The organism is Maribacter orientalis, from assembly GCF_900109345.1.
Classification (GTDB): Bacteria; Bacteroidota; Bacteroidia; order Flavobacteriales; family Flavobacteriaceae; genus Maribacter; species Maribacter orientalis.
Genome location: NZ_FNZN01000005.1, coordinates 230,874 through 248,927 on the forward strand (window position 1 = coordinate 230,874; position 18,054 = coordinate 248,927).

The window sequence follows — 18,054 nt, forward strand, 5'->3', positions numbered from 1 at the left end:
TGTAGTATTGATCGAATAGTTCTTAAGCGGACAATTTAAGTTTTTGAGGTAGTCGTCGATTTATTTACAATAGCGTTTAGTAGAAAGAGCAAATATATGAAAGGGAAGAAGCCAACTTATTTTCCAAAATTAGATGATGTAAGAAATGCAGCAAAGATTATTTCTGAAATTTCAGAGATTACCCCTTTAACAGAAAGTATTAGGCTTTCAAAACAATATGAATGCCAGGTTCGTTTAAAGCGAGAAGATTTACAAAGGGTTCGTTCTTATAAAATTAGAGGAGCATTTAATAAAATAAGCTCACTTTCTAAAGAAGAAAGGGCTAAGGGTGTTATTTGTGCAAGTGCTGGGAATCATGCCCAGGGCGTAGCTTTCGCATGTTTTCACTTAAAGATAAAAGGTACTATCTATATGCCTTCGGTTACACCAAAGCAAAAAGTTGAACAAACGAAATTATTCGGTGATGAGTGGGTAGAAATAGTTTTGGAAGGCGATTCATTCGATGATGCATCACAAGCTGCTCGCAAATACGGTCATGAGACTGGAAAAATATTTGTACATCCATTCGATGACCCTAAAATAATAGAAGGTCAAGCTACTGTTGGACTTGAGTTAATACAACAAACCAAGGCGCCCATCGATTATCTTTTTGTGTGTATTGGTGGTGGTGGTTTAGCATCAGGACTTATAAGTGTTTTTAGTGAATTGTCACCAAAGACCAAAATTATTGGTGTAGAGCCTAAAGGTGCTCCTTCTATGAAAACATCTATGGAATTAGGTAAAGTTGTAACTCTCGAGCATATCGATAAGTTTATTGATGGGGCCGCTGTTAAAAAAGTGGGTGAATTGACATTTCCTATTTGTAGTTATTATTTAGACAATATGATAACTGTCGATGAGGGTAAGGTCTGCCAAACGATTCTTGATCTTTATAATAGAGATGCTATCGTTGTTGAGCCTGCAGGGGCTTTAACTATTGCAGCTTTGGATGACTATAAAGATGAAATAAAGGGAAAAAATGTGGTGTGTATTATTGGTGGTAGTAATAATGATATTACTAGAACTGCAGAAATAAAAGAGAGAGCTTTATTGTATGGTAAGCTTAAACACTATTTCATTATAAGATTTCCCCAACGACCCGGTGCACTAAAAGAATTTGTTGTTGATATTTTGGGACCAACCGATGATATTACACATTTTGAATATTCGAAAAAATCGAGCAGGGAAAATGCTCCGGCAGTGGTAGGGATTGAACTTAAATCTCCTGAAGATTTACAACCATTAATAGAACGTATGAAAACTAACAATTTCTATGGGGATTATATAAATGACAAACCTGATTTGTTTGAATATTTGGTTTAAGTTATATTTAAGTAATACGGTTAAATTTCTATGAAGATTTAGAAATCAATCAATAAGTCATCAATTCGATATTAAATAGAAGAAAATAATGAGCGATATTAAAATACCAGAAGAATATAAAATTACATCAACTATAGATCAAAGACATTATTTAGTTGATGGTGAATTAAGGGAGTGGAAAGGGGAAACAACAGATGTTTATTCAACTATTTCTTCAACCAGTGAGTATAAGCCAACATTATTGGGTAGTATTCCAGATCTGCAAGAGGCAGAAGCATTAGACGCTTTAAACGGGGCTTTAAAGGCTTATAAACGTGGCCAAGGTGTTTGGCCAACGATGCATGTTAAAGACCGTATTGAATGCATGGAAGTTTTCGTTTTAAAAATGAAAACTAAACGAGAAGAAGTTGTAAAATTATTAATGTGGGAGATTGGAAAATCATTACCCGATTCTCAAAAAGAATTTGATCGTACAGTTGAATATATCGAAGATACTATTGAAGACTATAAGCAACTAGATCGTGATGCAGCAAAGTTTAAGAAGCACGACGGAGTATATGCGCATATTAAACGAGGGCCATTAGGTGTTGTTTTATGTTTAGGGCCATATAATTATCCTTTGAATGAAACATTTGCACTTTTGATTCCTGCTATTATTATGGGTAATACTACCATATTTAAGCCAGCGAAACATGGTGTGCTATTAATTACACCTTTACTAGAAGCTTTTCAAACTAGTTTTCCAAAAGGTGTGGTCAATGTTATTTTTGGAAGAGGAAGAACAGTTGCTGCTCCTATTATGCAAACAGGAAAAGTGGATGTTCTGGCATTAATTGGTAATAGTAAATCTGCTAATGCCTTACAAGAGCAACATCCAAAGAGTAATCGTTTGCGTTTGGTTTTAGGTTTAGAAGCTAAAAATCCGGCGATTATTTTACCTGATGCAGACTTAGATTTGACAATTAATGAATGTTTAGCGGGTACCTTATCCTTTAACGGTCAACGTTGTACAGCTTTAAAAGTGGTATACGTTCATGAAGATATAAGGTCGAAGTTTAATGAAAGCTTCGCAAAAAAAGTCGATGAGTTGAAATTTGGTAACCCGTGGGATGATGGTGTTAAGTTAACACCGTTACCTGAACCAGGAAAACCAGAATATATTCAAGAGCTTATTGATGATGCACTTGCAAAAGGCGCGAAAATTTTAAACAAAAAAGGTGGTAAACGATTCGATAACTTCATATGGCCAGCAGTTTTGTATCCGGTGACTAAAGATATGCGGGTGTACCAAGAAGAACAATTCGGACCAATAATACCTATAGTGCCTTTTACTGATATTGAAGAACCTTTAGATGATATGGCCGAAAGTAATTATGGTCAGCAAGTAAGTTTATTTGGTAAGGATGTATATGCACTTTCGCCATTAATTGACACCTTGGTTAACTTGGTTTGTCGTGTGAATTTAAATAGCTCATGTCAAAGAGGTCCTGATGTCTATCCGTTTACTGGAAGAAAAGATTCAGCACAAGCTACCTTAAGTGTTCATGATGCCTTACGTTCTTTCTCTATCAGAACTTTTGTAGCTTTTAAGGATAATGAATTGAATACTGAAATTATTCAACATTTATTAGAAGCAAAACTCTCTAATTTTGTTAGTACAGATTATATTTTATAACGAAATTTGAACTTTCTTAAAAAGCATCGAAATTATATTTCGATGCTTTTTATATTAACAATATTCTTTTTTAACCTAATTTTTATTTTTTTTTAGTAAAAAGGGTAAAATTGAATACAATGTAGTTAATAACGTTGAAATTTATACAGAGACTTCAAATTAACTTTGTACTTTGAATATACTTCGTAGTTTAAAATGAAACTAGGAAGACTTAAATAATTTGGTTATGAAAATAAATCCATCAAACAAAAAAGCATTGTTTGCTTTAGCTGTCGGAGGTTTTGGAATCGGTCTTACCGAGTTTGTAATTATGGGAATATTGACAGAAGTGTCTGGCTCTTTGGGAATTACCATTCCTCAAGCTGGACATTTTATTGCGGCGTATGCATTAGGTGTAGTAGTTGGGGCTCCATTATTAACTGGGTTGGGCTCTAAACTTACTCCCAAGAAAATGCTGTTTTTGCTAATGATTTGGTTTACTGTTTTTAATACGTTATCTGGTTTAGCGTCTGGTTATAAAAGTCTCCTTTTTCTACGGTTTTTATCAGGAATACCACATGGTGCATTTTTTGGTATTGGCGCTGTAGTTGCTACAAAATTAGCAAGGAAGGGAAAATCTGCTCAAGGTATTGCAATTATGTTTTCAGGATTAACGATAGCCAATGTTATTGGAGTACCGATAGGAACTTATTTAGGTCAACAATTTAGTTGGAGTGTATCTTTTTACCTAGTTGGCTTTATAGGATTATTGGCTTTAGGTAGTATTTATATGTGGATGCCGAAAATTGAAATTGAAGCATCAGAAAAAAAAGTTAGTGTCACAAAAGGCTTGAAGAATACCGAACTTTGGGCGTTGATTGCCTTAACGACAATAGGTACTGGTGGTTTCTTTGCTTGGTATAGCTATGTTGCACCGTTAATAACAGATGTGGCAGGTTTGCCTAATCATTATGTTGGTTACGCTATGATGTTGGCTGGCTTAGGTATGGTAGTTGGAAACTTTTTAGGTGCGAAAATGGCAGACTTGTTTTCTCCTTTAAAAGCGGTAATAATTAGTCTATCGTTCATGTCGGCGATTTTAATATTGAATATGTTTATCGCTACTAATCCTTATTTATTAATGGGAATGACTTTTATAATTGGTGTCATATCTTTTACTGTTTCTACTCCTATTCAAATGGCAATAATTAACACATCTAAAGGTTCTGAAATGTTAGGTTCATCAATGAATCAAAGTGCTTTTAATATGGGTAATGCCTCAGGAGCTTATTTAGCCGGATTACCCATAGCATTTGGATATGGAATAATTTATTCTAGTTTGGTAGGAGCTTGCTTGGCATTTATTGGAGTAATTATAGCGGTCGGAATTTTAATTTACAGAAGGCGAAGAGAAATAAAGTATAGAAAAATGGCTATTAACTGTTAGACAACAATTTTCTTTTAAAAATAGAAAAGGAACTTGGTAAACAAGTTCCTTTTTTTTGCTCACAATTTAAAGTAAAGGCTTATTTCTGATTCTTTTTACTTTCTAAAAAGTAATCGATTTTCGTATTAAATTTTGTAATTTGGGTATTTCATCGCACTTAAATGTATTTTAACGCGTTATTAAAGAACCTAAACCTACTTAATCGTGCAACGTACTAAATTATTCCTAGGAACTATAGTATTAGTTCTTTTACTATTTGTCCTCACAGCTTCGTCATTTAAACCTGAACATTCAAAGGCAATTATTTCAAATTCAAATCCTGTTAAAACTTTAGCAGAAAAAAGAGAAATAAAAATATATACCATACGTCAACAAGCGTTGAAAGCGGCATTAACAATATATTTTGATAAAGCGATTAAATCAGGTGATATAGTAGGTGCAGGGGTAAGTATAGTTAGCGGTGATTCCGTTATACTTTCTAATGGATTTGGAAAAAGAAGTGTAAAGGGAGTTGAAAAGGTTGATGGAGAAACGCTTTTTAGGTTAGGTTCAATATCGAAAGGGTTTACAGGTGTACTAGCGGCCAATCTTGAAAGTGAAGGTATAATTCATTGGAATGATAAAGTCGTTGAATTCATTCCAAATTTTAAGTTTGGAAATAAAATTAATACAGATAGAGTTGAGATAGCCCATCTTTTATCTCATACTTCTGGTACTCCATATCACAGTTTCACCAACCTGGTGGAAGCTGGATTATCGATGTCCAAAATTGCCGGTCGTTTTGATGAAGTTCAACCAATTGCAGAACCTGGGCTTCAATATAGTTACCAGAATGCCATGTTTTCATTAAGTCAAGAAATTATGCTGAAAGCTACTGGTAAGGATATTCAAACTTTGTTGGCTGATAAGTTTTTTAAGCCATTGAATATGAAATCGGTATCTATGGACCATCAAACATTGATTAATTCTGATAATGTTGCTTTGCCACATACCAAAAGTAGGGGTCATTGGAGTGCTCTATCTTTAACGGATAAATACTATAATGCTATTGCAGCAGGTGGTATAAATGCCAGTTCGCTAGATATGGCAAAATGGATGCGTTTTTTACTAGGACACAATCCAGAAGTAATGGCTAAGGAAGCTGTCGAACAGGTTTTTAAACCATATATTGCTTTAAACGGACACAGTAAGTATTATCAGAGATGGCTAGGTCACGTTACTTCTTCCTATGGATTTGGATGGCGTATTCACACATTAAAGGAGAATGAAAAGTCGGCAGAAGAAACTATTTGGCATCATGGTGGTAGTGTAAATAATTTTAGAAACGAAATTGCATTATATCCAGACTCAGATTTAGGTATTTGTGTATTGTTGAACGGCAATTCGAAATTAGCAAGGACTGTTATACCAGATATTCATGCAATCGTTAAAAGTATTTACGAACAAGATATATCAACACAAGGAAGCTTATAATAATTTGAAAGAAATTCAATAACAAGAATTTAACTCATAAAAAAAGTCCCTTTAATCATATGATTAAAGGGACTTTTTATTTCAAATGTATTTATTAGATGTTGCTGGCCAACCAATCGCCAACTTCACTAGTTTTATAACTTTTACCACCATCAGCAAGATCTTCGGTAACATACCCTTCTGCTAATGATTTATTCACAACTCTCCTTATTTCCTCAGCCTCTTGTGTCATGTTCATATCTTCAAATAGCATGGCCGCTGAAAGAACGGTAGCTAAAGGATTTGCAATATCCTTACCAGCTGCTTGTGGGTAAGAACCATGAATTGGCTCATATAATGAAACTTTACTACCTACTGAAGAAGAAGGCATTAAGCCCATAGAACCTGCAATTACAGAAGCTTCATCTGTTAAGATATCTCCAAATAGATTTGCCGTAATAATTACGTCATACCCTTTTGGCCATTGAATTAATCGCATGGCTACTGCATCGATAAACTCATAAGTAACTTCAACTTCTGGATAATCTTTTTCCATCGCCTGAACTGTTTCTCTCCATAATCTAGAAGATTCTAGAACGTTGGCCTTATCTACACAACATAACTTTTTAGAACGTTTCATTGCCATGTCGAAACCTTTTTTGGCTAAACGTTCAATTTCAAAACGTTGGTAAGTCATGGTGTCAAATGCCGTATTTCCCCCATCTTTTCTACCACGTTCACCAAAATAGATTCCGCCCGTTAATTCTCTCAAGATGATTAAATCGGTACCTTCAATTCTATCTCTTTTTAAAGGGGATTTATCGATGAGAGAAGGAAAAGTGAAGGTTGGACGTACATTAGCGAACAAACCTAATTTTTGTCTCATCTTTAATAATCCTTGCTCAGGACGTACTTTCGCCGAAGGGTCATTGTCAAAGCGTGGGTGTCCAATGGCACCGAAAAGAACAGCATCTGCATTGGCACAAATTTCATGTGTTTCATCAGGATAAGGCTCACCAACGGCATCAATGGCTGCTGCACCCGTAAGGGCAGGTTTCCAATTGATGTCATGGTTGTGTTTTTTCGCAATGGCATCACATACCTTTACTGCTTGATCAATAACTTCTGGACCGATACCATCACCGGCCAATAAGGCAATATTTAATTTCATTCTGTGTATTTGTATGTTGCTTTTTATCTTGTCATTGCAAGGTAGGAAGCAATCTGTTTAAATTATATTCAACATTTTCTCTGTTGCCTTAATGGCACTAACCGTTTGGTCGGAATCTAACCCTCTTGAGGTAAATTCTTTTCCATCCATTTCCCAAGTAATTACTGTTTCACAAAGCGCATCAGAAGTACTTCCTGGCGGTATCCTCACTGCATAATCTGTTAACTTCGGTAACGTTTTATTCTTAGCAATATATACTTTTTTTAATGCATTCATAAAAGCATCATACTGTCCGTCGCCTTGAGCATGTGCTTCATAAATTTTACCATCTACTTCAACAGATAGGGTAGTAGAGGGCATTAAACCTTTTGCATGGGTCAATACATACGATTTCACAAAAACTCTTTGTTTGTAATCGGCAGTATCCAAAACATCGGATATTATAAAAGGAAGATCATCTTTAGTAACGCGCTCTTTTTTGTCTCCTAATTCTATAATTCTTGCTGTTACCTTTTTTAATTCATCATCGTTCAGTGTCAGTCCAAGTTCTTGTAAGTTTTTCTGAATGTTGGCTTTACCAGACATTTTGCCCAATGCATATTTACGTTTTCTACCAAAACGTTCGGGCATAAGGTCACTAAAGTACAAGTTCTTTTTACTGTCACCATCGGCGTGTATACCAGCAGTTTGCGTAAATACATTATCACCAACAATGGGTTTGTTTGCAGGAATTGTAAACCCTGTAAATGCTGAAACTAGTTTACTTACTTTAAATAAAGAGGTTTCGTTTACACTAATTTCTACTTCTGGTAAAAAATCATTGATAACCGCAACAGCACTTGCCATTGGGGCGTTACCAGCACGTTCACCCATCCCGTTTACAGTTAAATGTAAACCATGGCAACCCGCTTTTACAGCTTCCATAATATTAGCAACACCTAAGTCATAATCATTATGACCATGAAAATCAAAATGTAAATCAGGAAATTTTTGAACTATTTCTGAAATATAAGCATACGTCTCAGTATATGTTAGAATGCCTAACGTATCTGGTAATAATATTCTTTTTACAGGTTGTGTTGAAAGAAATTCTAAAAATTCAAAAACATATTCTTTTGAATTGCGCATTCCGTTGCTCCAATCTTCCAAATAGATATTATTAATAATACCTCTTTTCGTGGCTTGTTTAAAAATATCCGCAATCTCCGAAAAGTGTTGTTCTGGAGTTTTCTTTAACTGGTATTTTAAATGGTTTAAGGAACCTTTTGTCAATAGATTTTGAGAAATCGCACCCGATTGTTGCATCCAATGCAATGAAACACCACCATCTACAAAAGTAAGAACCTCTACACGGTCTAAATATCCTTTTGTAGCTGCCCATTCGGTGATTTTCTGAACAGCTTCAAGCTCACCATCAGAAACACGAGCAGAAGCAACCTCTATACGGTCTACCTTAAGCTCATCTAAAAGAAGTTTTGCCAAGGTTAATTTTTCCGATGCAGAAAAGGATACACCCGAGGTTTGTTCACCATCCCTTAAGGTGGTATCCATTATTTCCAATTTTCTTTTCATTAGTGTTCTTCCGTTAAATGAAAATTGAATTACAGAGGTGTGCTTTCAGCGAAAGTCTCAATATCTTTCTTAATATTTAATAAGTAATCGATATCATCAAAACCATTTAACATATTGTTTTTCTTGTAATCATTAATGTCAAAAGATTCACTTTCTCCTGTGGGAAGTAAAGTGATTTTTTGCTCTGGTAGATTAATTTCCAATTCTGTAGATGGATCCGACTCAACAGCATCGAATATTTTCTGTAAAAACTCTGCACTTACCTGTACTGGTAATACACCGATATTTAAACAGTTACCTCTAAAGATATCTGCAAAGAAACTAGAAACTACACATCTAAATCCGTAATCGTATACTGCCCAAGCAGCATGTTCACGAGAAGACCCAGAGCCAAAGTTTTTACCACCTACTAAAATTTTACCACTGAATTTATCTTGATTCAGAACAAAATCTTCTTTCAAAGTATTGTCTTGGTTGTAACGCCAATCTCTAAAAAGGTTGTCACCAAAACCTACTCGTTCAGTTGCCTTTAAAAATCGTGCAGGAATTATTTGGTCTGTATCTACATTCTCTATGGGTAAAGGGACTGCAGTTGATGTTAATATGTCGAATTTATCGTATGCCATTTCTTATAGCTTTTAGCTTCTGGGTTTTAGCCATTAGCTTTTATTATTATAATTGTTTGTTTTTGCTAAAAGCCATAGGCCATTAGCTGAAGGCGAATTCGTTATACGAGTTCTACCATTAATTCTCTTGGGTCTGTCACTTTACCGGTTACGGCTGCTGCTGCTGCAACTAGTGGACTAGCCAATAAAGTTCTTGAACCAGGACCTTGTCTTCCTTCAAAGTTTCTGTTTGAAGTACTTACGGCTAATTTACCAGCAGGTACCTTATCATCGTTCATAGCTAAACAAGCAGAACAACCAGGCTCGCGAAGTTCAAATCCAGACTCGGTTAAAATATCAAGAATACCTTCTTCTTTAATTGCCGCTTCAACTTTATGAGAACCAGGAACTAACCATGCGGTTACATTATCGGCTTTTTTTCTTCCTTTTACAATAGATGCGAAAGCTCTAAAATCTTCAATTCGTCCGTTAGTACAACTTCCTAAGAAAACAAAATCAATTGATTTTCCCATCATGCTATCACCTTCATTGAAATCCATATACTTCAAAGATTTCTGATAGGTAGTAGCACCACCTTGTACGTCACTAGCCATAGGAATGTCATTGGAAATTCCCATACCCATACCTGGGTTGGTGCCATATGTAATCATTGGTTCAATTAATGAACCATCAAAAGTTAATTCCTTATCGAAAATAGCATCTTCATCTGTATAAAGTGTTTCCCAATACTGCATTGCTTTATCCCAATCTGCACCTTTTGGAGTAAACTCGCGACCTTTTACATATTCAAATGTTTTTTCATCGGGAGCGATCATTCCACCACGGGCACCCATTTCTATGCTTAGGTTACAAACGGTCATACGACCCTCCATGCTCATATCGGTAAAGATTTCACCAGCATATTCTACAAAGTAGCCTGTAGCTCCAGAAGTGGTCAATTGAGAAATAATGAATAAGGCAACATCTTTCGGTGTAACCCCTCTACTCATTTTCCCATTAATGTTGATACGCATTCTCTTTGGCTTTGGCTGCATAATACATTGTGTAGCCAATACCATTTCAACTTCTGATGTGCCAATACCGAAAGCTATAGCACCAAAAGCACCGTGTGTAGAAGTATGGGAATCTCCACATACTATAGTAGCACCTGGTTGGGTAATACCATATTCAGGACCTACAACGTGTACGATTCCGTTTTTAGCATGTCCCAATCCCCAGTAAGAAATACCATATTCATTGGCATTTTCTTCAAGCATTTTTAACTGGTTGGCAGATAAAGGATCTGCAACCGGTAAATGTTGATTTATGGTAGGAGTATTATGGTCAGCCGTTGCAAATGTTTTCTCAGGATGCATAACAGGTATATTTCTGTTTTTTAATCCTAAAAAAGCAACTGGACTGGTTACTTCATGAACCATGTGTCTGTCTATGAACAGTACATCTGGGCCATCTTGTATTTTATGCACTACGTGGGAATCCCACACTTTGTCAAATAATGTTTTAGTTGCGCTCATATTCTTTCTAATCTAAGTTCACAAATCTATTAAAAACAAGGGTTTCTTGGAAATTAACGGACTTATAAATTACGATGTTCAACGATAAAGTTGTGATATTTTATCGGATTGATAGTGTCCAATGACAAGGATAAAATGTCTTTTTATCTAAAGTTTGTTTTTGATGTGTTTCATATTTCTTTTTTTAGGTTAAATTTCTGACATGAAAAAATTGACCTTACTAATATTTGCTTTTTTACTTATTTCTTGTGATAAGGACAGTGCAGACGATTTTGAAAATAATTCTTCTAATTCTGATTCAGGTTATACAGTTATTGGTAATTATTATGATTTGAGTATCAATGGAGGCACTCAAAGCACAGAGTTGTATGAACATGTAAATAATGGTGCGGAATATGATTCACGTAATTATGTCAATTTATTTACAGAGGCTAGTGTAGTATTACCTAATTATGAAGATTATTATGCAGATGAATATGGGATTACTATTATGGAAAATGCAATTGGTCGTAATTATTATACTTTTTATTACAAAAGTTTTATTACAAATGAAATTTTAAAATATGATGTGCCTTATTTTAATCCACATGATTGGTCTTATTGGCATTACCGGGAAAAAATTTATTTTCAATATAGCGACTTTGACTCTTTTAATTCTAACGATGGTACTACAGATTTTAAGATAAAAATATTTGATGTAAATACTAATAATGAAACAGAATTAAACATTGGTAAATTTAAATGGTCTGCAAATTCCAAATTTGAAACTCTATATAACGGCAGGTATACTTACTTTCTTTGGTATGAGGATTGGTCTAATCCTTTAGCGGAAAAGTTATTGACTGTTATTGATTTAGATAATGTAGAAGTAGTTGATATTAAAACAGTTTTAAAAGATGATAGTTATAATTTAGTAGGTGAACGAAATGGTAATTGCTATTTATTAGGTCGATATGGGGGTAACTATCAATATGATGTAGAATCTACTAATTTATTGGAAATAAATATACCGGGAGAGGCTGGTCAATTTCAGGCTAGTTTTAAAAGTAAAAGGAACCCTCAAATTGTAATTGATGATGTATTTTTTGGTTCTCGTACGGGTGCATTTCCTGGTACAGGAGCTTTATATCCTGTTATATTTAATTTAAAAACAGGTGAAAGTATTTTTATTGATGTATTTGAAGATATAACTAAATTTGAGAGTGATGAAGTAGAATGGCAGCCACTAGTTGAATGTTTTACTATTGACTATGAAAATAAAGTAGTTTTACTTGGAGTTTCTAGTTACAGCCTAGGAGGGCAGTTTAAATCACAAGGGGTATTCACAGTTGATTTTGAAGGTAACGTTTTAAATAAACAAAAGATTCCTATTTTGCCCATTCAAATTATCAACTAATATACGTCCAGATATTCTTGTGCTTTACCAGTTGGGCATACATATGTCTAATGATTAAATTCTCTGGTTTACCTAATGAAGGGTCTTCTTTAAGTAATTGAAGGGCATAATACCGAGCTGTTTTAAGGATGTCATTATCCTTAACGATATCGGCTATTTTTAAATTTAGCAATCCGCTTTGTTGGGTGCCCATTAAATCACCGGGTCCTCGAAGTTTAAGGTCAACCTCGGCAATTTCAAATCCGTCATTAGTAGCCACCATGGTTTCTAATCTAGTTTTCGCTTCAGAAGATAATTTATGGCTGGTCATAAGAATACAAAAACTTTGGTCTGCACCACGGCCTACACGACCACGTAATTGGTGTAATTGTGATAAACCAAAACGCTCTGCGCTTTCAATAATCATTACTGAAGCATTGGGTACATTAACACCTACTTCAATAACGGTTGTGGCGACCATTATTTGCGTTTCACCTTTTACAAACCGATTCATTTCAAACTCTTTGTCGGCAGGTTTCATTTGACCGTGAACAATAGAAATCTGATATTTTGGCTGTGGAAAATCACGAACAATGCTCTCATAACCATCCATTAAGTCTTTATAATCCATAGCTTCAGATTCCTGAATTAAAGGGTAGACAACATAAATCTGTCGCCCTTTCTCTATTTCATCCCGTATAAATCGAAATACCTTTAGGCGATTGGCATCATACCGATGAACAGTCTTAATAGGCTTACGACCTGGTGGTAATTCATCAATTACCGAAATATCCAAATCGCCGTACAAACTCATTGCTAGAGTTCGAGGTATCGGAGTTGCTGTCATTACCAATATGTGTGGTGGATATTCATTTTTATGCCACAGTTTAGACCGTTGCGCTACGCCAAAACGATGTTGTTCGTCTATAATCGCAATACCTAAATTTTGGTACTTAACCTTATCCTCTAAAAGCGCATGGGTGCCAATTAGTATGTTTAATTCTCCACTTTCCAGCTGTTCATGAATAGGTTTACGAGCCGATTTTTTAACAGATCCAGTTAGTAAAGCACATGTGATATTTGTTCCTTCCAACAGTTCTGAAATACCTTGGAAATGTTGATTTGCAAGAATTTCTGTCGGCGCCATTAAACACGCTTGAAATCCATTATCGATAGCTAAAAGCATGGTCATAACTGCCACAATCGTTTTTCCAGAACCTACATCGCCCTGTAACAAACGGTTCATTTGAGCATTACTGCCAAGGTCAGCTCGAATTTCCTTAATTACTCGTTTTTGAGCTCCAGTAAGTTCAAAGGGTAACTTGTTAGAATAGAAATCGTTAAAATAGTCACCTACTTCTGTAAAAGGAAATCCTTTTATTTTCTTTTTTCTTGATAGTTTTTTACCAATCAGTTGAAGTTGAATATAAAATAGTTCTTCAAATTTTAATCTATATTGTGCTTTTGCCAATAACTCCTGATTCTTTGGAAAATGAATGTTGAACAGCGCTTCACTTTTAGAAATGAGCTTTAGTTCATAAAGCAGTTTATCGGAAAGGCTTTCCGTGAATTTTCCGTTGACTTCTATAAAAAGTTGTTGCATCAGTTTATTGATGACTTTGTTGGTAATGCCTTTATTACTTAATTTTTCTGTTGAAGGATATACCGGCTGCATGTACACTTTTGTACCTTGTTCATGTTCTTTAAGTGGTTCCATTTCTGGGTGAGGCATTGAAAATGTGCCATTGAACCAGTTGCATTTTCCGAAAATAACATAGGGAGTATTCAATTTTAAATTTTCGCGAATCCATTTTTGACCTCTAAACCAAACCAGTTCTATTTCTCCTGTATCATCAATGAATCTGGCAACTAACCGAGTTCCTTTTTTTTGCTCGACCGTTTTAATATTGACCAATTTGCCTATAATTTGAACATCGGCACTACTTCGTTGTAATTGACTAATTTTATAGTATTGAGTTTTATCTATATATCGATTGGGAAAAAGATTGAGCAGATCTTGGTAAGTGTCAACCCCCAATTCTGACTTTAAAGTTTCAGCTCGGTTAGGGCCAACACCTTTTAAGTAAACAATGGGAGTCTGCAAGAAATTAGCATTCATACCACTAAAGTAGGGTTTAGGTAGAATTGCGACAAACTAAATTATTAAATTTGATTTTCCATAGTTTTTAAATTTACATGAAGAATTTTTTTCTCCAACTTATTTTTTGCATTACATGTTTCACCTACGGTCAACATCAAGATAAGGTAGATTTTACTGCGGCCATCGTATATATTAAGCTAGAACCTCTAAAACAGCAATTAAAAGGTAGTGTTGATTATCGTTTTGACGTAAAAAAAAATATAGATTCTATTTTTCTTGATGCCAAGAACATCGATTTTCTAAAAGTGGAGCTCGATGGAAAAAAAGCAAATTTCACTACTACGGAAAAGACAATTTCCATTAAGCAAAAATTCAAAAAGGGGCAATCGCATAAGCTTATTATTGATTATGTAGCCAACCCAGAGCAGACCGTTTATTTTATAGGATATGATGATAATCTAGAGGGAAATGAACAAATTTGGACGCAAGGTCAAGGTAAATATACAAGTCATTGGTTACCGAGTTTTGACGATATGGAAGAAAAGATTGAATTCGACTTAACCATTGAAACGAATACGAATTATCAGGTTATTGCGAATGGTAATTTGTTAAAGAAGTCAAATGAATCAGAAGAGTTTTCTGTTTGGTTTTTTGATATGAAAAAACCTATGAGTAGTTACTTGCTTGCTTTTGCCATAGGTAATTATCACAAGCAAGTATTGAAATCTGATAGTGGTGTTACCATTGAAAACTATTATTATCCTTCTGATAGTCTTAAAGTGGAACCTACCTATAGATACACAAAAGAGATATTCGAATTTTTAGAAAAAGAAATAGGAGTAGCGTATCCTTGGCAAAATTACAAGCAGGTTCCTGTACACGATTTTTTATATGCCGGTATGGAAAATACAAGCGCTACTTTTTTCTCTGATGCCTATGTAATTGATTCCACTTCTTTTGTGGATAGAAATTATGTGAATATAAATGCACATGAATTGGCGCACCAATGGTTCGGTAATTTGGTTACCGAAAAAAATAGTGAGCATCATTGGTTGCATGAAGGCTTTGCTACGTATTATGCTTATTTGGCTGAAAAAGAAGTATTTGGAGATGATTATTTTTATTGGAAGTTGTTTGATACGGCTAAAACATTAAATGAGATATCTGATAAAGGAGAAGGGGAGAGATTACTGAATCCGAAATCTAGTAGTCTTACGTTTTATGAAAAAGGTGCTTGGGCTTTAGCGTTTCTTAGAGAAGAGGTAGGTGATATAAATTTTATAAACGGTATAAAGGATTACTTGAATACCTATCAGTTCCAAAACGTTACTGTTACTGATTTTATTAATGTAATGGAAGAGGAGAGTGGTATGGATTTAAATAAATTTAAAGAGGTTTGGTTAGAGGGAAATGTATTTCCTATGGAGGAAGCCAAAGACTATTTAATGACGAACAGTTCTTCATTTAGCATGTATTATGGGTTAAAACATGATAACCAAAATAAATTTATAACCCGTGATTTTTTGGATGACACCGAGTTGTCAACTCAATTAAAAATAGAACTACTTAAACAAAAAGGTGAATTTCCTGGATTAGAACTTTGGTCCATAGCTTTAAATGAAGACTTGAAGATTAGACAGTTTGCAGCTGAAAAAATGGATATTATTCCCGAGGAATTAAAAGAGGTTGCAGAACCCTTGTTGTTAGATGATAGTTATATCACTAATGAATTAATGCTATATAAACTTTGGAGCAGTTTTGATTACGATAGTAGTGTTTTCTTGGATAAAACCAAAGATATTGTGGGGCTTCCAAATAAGAATGTTCGCTTGCTTTGGCTTACGCTTGCTTTGGTAACTCCCGATTACAACCCTGAAGAAAGTAGTAGTTATTACGAGGAACTTGTTGGATATACGAGTCCAATTTTTAATCCAGAGGTACGACAAACCGCTTTTCAATACCTATTTGAAATTCAGGCGCTAAAAGGTAACGGATTGGTAAATTTGATTAAGGCAACTAATCATCATTCTTGGCAATTTAGAAATTACTCAAGACAGTTATTAGATGCTTTATTGAAAGATGAAGAGCAAATAAGTGAGATTGAAAAGGTCGCAAATCAACTAAAGTCATCAGATTTGCGTTATCTTAAAACGAAATTAAATTTTAAATGAAAGCATTAGTTATTTCCGGTGGTGGTAGTAAAGGCGCCTTTGCTGGTGGTGTTGCTCAATACCTAATTCAAGCAGAAGGTAGAAAGTATGATATTTTTGTGGGCACTTCTACCGGAAGTCTTTTAATTTCACATTTGGCATTGGGTAAATTAGATAAAATCAAAGAAATCTATTCTAATGTCAATCAAAAGAGCATATTTAATAATTGCCCTTTTTTGGTGAAGAATATTCGTGGTAATGAGGAGATTTCCATTAATCATTGGAATGTTCTTAGAAATTTTCTGGTAGGGAAAAAGACCTTTGGAGAAAGTGAAAACCTTAGGAAACTTATTGAAAATAGTTTAACTATCGAAGAATTTGAAACCTTAAAGAACGGAGATTCTGATGTAATTATTACGGTTTCTAATTTATCATTAAATCAGGTTGAGTATAAATCTATTAAAGATTGTACTTACGAAGATTATTGTGATTGGATTTGGATATCAGCCAACTATACGCCGTTTATGAGTTTAGTTCGTAAAAATGGTTGTGAGTATGCAGATGGTGGTTTAGGTAGCATTGTACCCATAGAAGAGGCAATTAAAAGAGGAGCAACCGAAGTAGATGTTGTTGTATTACATACTGAGGTAAATTATTTGAATAGGGTAGCATCTAGAAATCCGTTCGAACTTATTACCACAATGATGAGCTTTATTTTAGATCGTATTGAAAATCAAAATATTAGAATAGGAAAATTGGTTGCCAACCAAAATAATGCTATTATAAATCTGTTCTATACACCAACGATATTGACGACGAATTCATTAATATTTGATAAAGCAAAAATGACATTATGGTGGAAAAGAGGTTATTTGTACGCCAAAAATAAAAATGAAGAAACAAACCCTATTGAGCCAAATGAGAAGGAATAATTCTCTTTAGCCGCATAAAAGAACTTATAATTTTAAAAAACAAATCCTTTCTATTTAGAAAGGATTTGTTTTTTATTCAAGTAAGTGTATTCCTTTGAGAACTACTACCACAAATCGCCAATTTCCCTTTTTACAAAAGACAGAGCAGTGGCGGAAGGAGAAGATTTTTCCATCGTTTCGTTAAGAATGTCTTCTCTTAATTTATCGGCAGATTCTGTTTGACTCATAGCCGCTTTTCTAATCATTTGAATTGTTGCGCTTTTTGCAGCTTTAATAATGTTCCAACATTCGTCGGTCATATAAATTTGTTGTGATAGATTATGATCAAATTCGGTCTCTATACTTTTTATCAATAAACTTTCATAAGCCCCCTTGTCATTAGATTGCGGGCCAACACGTACCACTAAACTTGGAATAGCAATTCGTTCTAAAAATAAGGCCATACGTTCATATGCTTGCAAACGAATGGGTAAGGTATCTTTTTGAGAATCTTTATGTAAAAGAAAACGTCTACGACCTTCTTCATTGTTCGTGTGCATTCTAAAGAAATAGAAAGCAATAGCACCCGTAACTACTGAGGGTAATAAATATGCAAAAAGTTGAAATATTTGGTCAGAACTCATTTTTAATTAATTATAATTTACGAAATAAGAACGTCCAAATTCTTCAATTAGTATAGTGCTTCATCGATGAAATGC

13 protein-coding genes are annotated in these 18,054 nt (G+C 34.6%); 7 read left to right on the plus strand and 6 right to left on the minus strand.

Translation table 11 applies throughout. The annotated features are described in order from the left end of the window. Positions 1 to 96 precede the first annotated feature (96 nt). From ilvA to BMY56_RS13030, 4 genes are all read left to right on the plus strand, one after another. Positions 97 to 1,362, plus strand: coding sequence for a threonine ammonia-lyase (gene ilvA / locus BMY56_RS13015; protein WP_091624958.1), 1,266 nt, complete (start codon positions 97 to 99; stop codon positions 1,360 to 1,362). Between the two features lie 88 nt (positions 1,363 to 1,450). Further along, on the plus strand, positions 1,451 to 3,037 hold the full coding sequence (locus BMY56_RS13020; RefSeq protein ID WP_091624960.1) for an NADP-dependent glyceraldehyde-3-phosphate dehydrogenase: 1,587 nt from the start codon (positions 1,451 to 1,453) through the stop codon (positions 3,035 to 3,037). A gap of 226 nt (positions 3,038 to 3,263) precedes the next feature. Further along, positions 3,264 to 4,463 (plus strand): MFS transporter, encoded by a 1,200-nt coding sequence (locus BMY56_RS13025; protein WP_091624963.1) that lies wholly within the window; start codon positions 3,264 to 3,266, stop codon positions 4,461 to 4,463. A gap of 204 nt (positions 4,464 to 4,667) precedes the next feature. Next, positions 4,668 to 5,936 carry a serine hydrolase domain-containing protein gene (locus BMY56_RS13030; RefSeq protein ID WP_245737218.1) on the plus strand — a complete coding sequence of 423 codons (1,269 nt, stop codon included), beginning with the start codon at positions 4,668 to 4,670 and terminating at the stop codon, positions 5,934 to 5,936. A gap of 94 nt (positions 5,937 to 6,030) precedes the next feature. Here the strand turns inward: BMY56_RS13030 and leuB are convergent, their stop codons facing one another. The 4 genes from leuB to leuC form a co-directional block, all read right to left on the minus strand. After that, entirely contained in the window at positions 6,031 to 7,086 is a 1,056-nt protein-coding gene (gene leuB / locus BMY56_RS13035) for a 3-isopropylmalate dehydrogenase (protein ID WP_091624969.1), read from the minus strand. A 57-nt stretch (positions 7,087 to 7,143) separates the two neighbouring features. Beyond that, positions 7,144 to 8,658, minus strand: a complete 1,515-nt coding sequence (locus BMY56_RS13040; protein WP_091624972.1) for an alpha-isopropylmalate synthase regulatory domain-containing protein — start codon at positions 8,656 to 8,658, stop codon at positions 7,144 to 7,146. A 29-nt stretch (positions 8,659 to 8,687) separates the two neighbouring features. Further along, positions 8,688 to 9,284 carry a 3-isopropylmalate dehydratase small subunit gene (leuD, locus tag BMY56_RS13045; RefSeq protein WP_091624974.1) on the minus strand — a complete coding sequence of 199 codons (597 nt, stop codon included), beginning with the start codon at positions 9,282 to 9,284 and terminating at the stop codon, positions 8,688 to 8,690. 101 nt (positions 9,285 to 9,385) lie between these two features. Continuing rightward, positions 9,386 to 10,798, minus strand: a complete 1,413-nt coding sequence (gene leuC, locus BMY56_RS13050) for a 3-isopropylmalate dehydratase large subunit (protein WP_091624977.1) — start codon at positions 10,796 to 10,798, stop codon at positions 9,386 to 9,388. Positions 10,799 to 11,000: 202 nt separating this feature from the next. On the opposite strand from leuC, the gene BMY56_RS13055 reads away from it, so the two are divergent. Next, the gene (locus BMY56_RS13055; protein WP_091624980.1) at positions 11,001 to 12,194 is read left to right on the plus strand and encodes a hypothetical protein; all 1,194 of its coding nucleotides are present in this window, start codon (positions 11,001 to 11,003) and stop codon (positions 12,192 to 12,194) included. On the opposite strand, the gene recG is transcribed toward BMY56_RS13055, so the two are convergent. Further along, positions 12,187 to 14,292 (minus strand): ATP-dependent DNA helicase RecG, encoded by a 2,106-nt coding sequence (recG, locus tag BMY56_RS13060; protein ID WP_091624982.1) that lies wholly within the window; start codon positions 14,290 to 14,292, stop codon positions 12,187 to 12,189. The two genes, BMY56_RS13055 and recG, sit on opposite strands and share 8 nt — an antisense overlap. Before the next feature lie 77 nt (positions 14,293 to 14,369). On the opposite strand from recG, the gene BMY56_RS13065 reads away from it, so the two are divergent. Both BMY56_RS13065 and BMY56_RS13070 read left to right on the plus strand, forming a co-directional pair. Continuing rightward, positions 14,370 to 16,445: a M1 family metallopeptidase gene (locus BMY56_RS13065; RefSeq protein WP_091624985.1), complete on the plus strand. Its 2,076-nt coding sequence runs from the start codon at positions 14,370 to 14,372 to the stop codon at positions 16,443 to 16,445. Next, positions 16,442 to 17,356, plus strand: coding sequence for a patatin-like phospholipase family protein (locus BMY56_RS13070; protein ID WP_091624987.1), 915 nt, complete (start codon positions 16,442 to 16,444; stop codon positions 17,354 to 17,356). Before BMY56_RS13065 ends, BMY56_RS13070 begins: the two co-directional genes overlap by 4 nt. 104 nt (positions 17,357 to 17,460) lie before the next feature. Here BMY56_RS13070 and BMY56_RS13075 read toward each other — a convergent pair whose 3' ends face one another. Continuing rightward, positions 17,461 to 17,979, minus strand: a complete 519-nt coding sequence (locus BMY56_RS13075; protein WP_091624990.1) for a DUF7935 family protein — start codon at positions 17,977 to 17,979, stop codon at positions 17,461 to 17,463. Between the last annotated feature and the right edge of the window lie 75 nt (positions 17,980 to 18,054).